4 protein-coding genes are annotated in these 2,629 nt (G+C 40.9%); 1 reads left to right on the top strand and 3 read right to left on the bottom strand.

All coding sequences use genetic code 11. From position 1 onward, the window contains the following. Window positions 1–209 precede the first annotated feature (209 nt). On the bottom strand, window positions 210–515 hold the full coding sequence (locus Q8907_15865) for an ArsR family transcriptional regulator (protein ID MDP4275745.1): 306 nt from the start codon (window positions 513–515) through the stop codon (window positions 210–212). Further along, a complete protein-coding gene (locus tag Q8907_15860; GenBank protein ID MDP4275744.1) occupies window positions 512–760 on the bottom strand; it encodes a thioredoxin family protein in 249 nt (82 codons plus the stop codon). Before Q8907_15860 ends, Q8907_15865 begins: the two co-directional genes overlap by 4 nt. A 230-nt stretch (window positions 761–990) precedes the next feature. Between Q8907_15860 and Q8907_15855 the strand changes: the two genes are divergently transcribed. Next, complete coding sequence (locus Q8907_15855) at window positions 991–1,461, top strand: hypothetical protein (protein ID MDP4275743.1); 471 nt, start codon at window positions 991–993, stop codon at window positions 1,459–1,461. A 75-nt stretch (window positions 1,462–1,536) separates the two neighbouring features. On the opposite strand, the gene Q8907_15850 is transcribed toward Q8907_15855, so the two are convergent. Further along, window positions 1,537–2,610: a PfkB family carbohydrate kinase gene (locus Q8907_15850; protein ID MDP4275742.1), complete on the bottom strand. Its 1,074-nt coding sequence runs from the start codon at window positions 2,608–2,610 to the stop codon at window positions 1,537–1,539. Between the last annotated feature and the right edge of the window lie 19 nt (window positions 2,611–2,629).

Genomic DNA, 2,629 nt, shown 5'->3' with positions numbered 1-2,629 from the left:
TGCAACGATGAGTGCCATGAAAAAAATACACCATTACTTTTGTCTGAATACCGGGATTTGATTTTCTGTTTTGTTGGCTATAGCCTGTGTAGGTCATGCTAAAGATAATGGCGAACAAGAGAATAATGTTTTTCATAAATTATTGAATTAAGGATTTAAATATGATATTTCTTGATTTTGCAAAAACACGAAATGTTTTTGATAAATAATTACTGTTTAAATAATTCTCCAAAATATTTTTGGGCAAGTTCCCAATTCTCACGGTTAACGCAATATTTGATGTAAGGCGGGGTGATTTGTCCCTGGATTAATCCGGCAAGTTTCAGTTCCTTTAAATGCTGGGAAATGGTGGATCTTGCAATGGGAAGGTTCTTAAAAAATTCCCCGCTTGTACAACAACCGCATAAACTTGAAAGTTCACGCATAATATATACCCGTGCAGGATGGCTAAGCGCTTTTGCAAACCGGGCAATCATTTCATCTTCCTGTGCAAAAGCCATGCTTTCCTTAGTCATGATATAAATTTTTTAATAATATCCTTTAATTCAGGTACACTGGGAACCCGGCCATATAAAGCCACTTTTTCGTTAATTACCAAGGCCGGTGTGCTCATGACACCGTATCCCATAATTTTTTGAATATCTTCTACCTTTTCAATATCCGCATCGATATCTAGTTCGGCTACTGCGTTCCGTGTGGCCTTTTCAAGGTTTTTGCAGTTGCAACAACCCATTCCCAAAATTTTAATGACTGTACTCATTTTTTTATTTTTATATTTCGCAAATATATGAAATATATTTCGTGATTATACGAAATGTATTTAAAAATCCCTACGATAAAGTTAATATATTGTATTTCTGTTTTTTAATAATAATTAAATTTATTAGATCCTTTAACATCGCTTTTGTTTGTGAATTGTCAAAAGGAAATTGGGATTTGGAAAAATTGAAGCAACCAAATTGACCTGAAATTTATCTTAAAGAAAAAAATATGATGAAGATATTTCTAATTAACCTTGGATTTATTCTGTTAATCCTTTTTTCTTCCTGCAAGAAAGAGAATGAAAATAACAAGCTGGAAATTACGATAGGAACGGTTTGCGGATGGTGCGTGGGGGAGGACTCCTTGGTAATTGCTGAGGATAAGACTCATTATGATTATAACGGCAGGTACTGCAGCAGTTCGAATGAAATCAAGATTGATACGTTAACGAATAAACAGGACTGGGACAACTTGGTTTCAAAACTTGACCTGAACGAATTCCAAAAGATTAACCTGAACAGTTGTGATATTTGCCTTGATGGTTGCGATACCTGGATCACGGTTCGTCAGGGTTCTTATTATCATCATATCAGGTTTGGCATGGGGGACTCGGCGGCAATTCAGCCGATCAGGCCATTGATCAACAAACTCGATTCAATTCGCGGGAGGTTCAGGGTAAATACCCCTTTCAGGCATTAAAACTTCTGCAAAATAAAAAAATGTTATAGAGGCACAGGATATTGCGCCTCTACAACATTTTTTATGAAATAAATATTACCGTTTTACCCGTGCATTACCTTCCCAGATGCTCCAGATCATTTCTTCGTCGGCAGGTTGTGCATAGTCGGTCAGGAAGGTAGTGGCCAGCGCACCGCTTGCCCAGCCGAACTGTATCCATTTTTCAGGTTCCCAGCCTTTGAGGATGGCATAAAGCATACCACCGACAAAACCATCACCGCCACCAATGCGGTCGAGAACGTGGATTTCACGGGGTTCAATTACCTGCCAGTTTTCGCCTTCGAGCATGATGGCTCCCCAGCGATGGGTGTTTGTGTTAACCACTTCGCGCAGGGTGGTCCCGAATACAGAGGCGTTGGGGAAGGTTTTCTTCACGCGGGTAATCATTTCTTTGAAGCTTTCGATTTTGGCTGCGATGTCTTTACCGCCTGCTTCTGGCCCTTTGATACCCAGGCAAAGCTGAAAGTCTTCTTCGTTACCTACCAGGATGTCGGAGATACTGGCAATTTCGGCAAAAATTTCACTGAGTTCCTTTTCGCGGCCTTTCCAGAACGAAGCCCTGTAGTTGAGGTCGAAGGATATGCGGGTACCATATTTTTTGGCTGCTCTTGCAAGCTCCAGGCAAAATTTACTGGTTTCGGGCGACAATGCGCAAATCAATCCGGATAAATGGACGATCTGTACACCTTCTTCTCCAAAGATTTTGTCAAGATTGAAATCGTTTGCATTGAGGGTGCGGCCAACTTCACCAGCCCTGTCGTTTTGTACTCTCGGGCCACGTGAACCGAACCCGCTGTCTGCGATATTAAACTGGTGACGGTAGCCCCAGGGTCCGCCTTGTGGTACTTCTTTGCCTTCGTACATCATGTGCCGGCTGGCAAGATTATTTTTTATAAATTGAGCAATGGGACTGTCCTTTACAAAAGTAGTCAATACTTTTACGGGAAGTCCGAGGTATGAAGCTATACTGGCAACGTTAGTCTCTGCACTGGTGGCCTGCATAAAAAAGGTATCACTGCTATTAACCGGTTGTCCGTTGGCTGGGGTGATACGAACACCCATACTGGTGGGAACAATTAACGAATAACGAAAATTCTTCTTAAGTTCCATTTTCATAATTTATCTCCTT

The sequence above is a fragment of the Bacteroidota bacterium genome (assembly GCA_030706565.1).
GTDB lineage: Bacteria > Bacteroidota > Bacteroidia > Bacteroidales > JAUZOH01 > JAUZOH01.
This window is presented reverse-complemented; position numbering and strand designations above follow the sequence as displayed.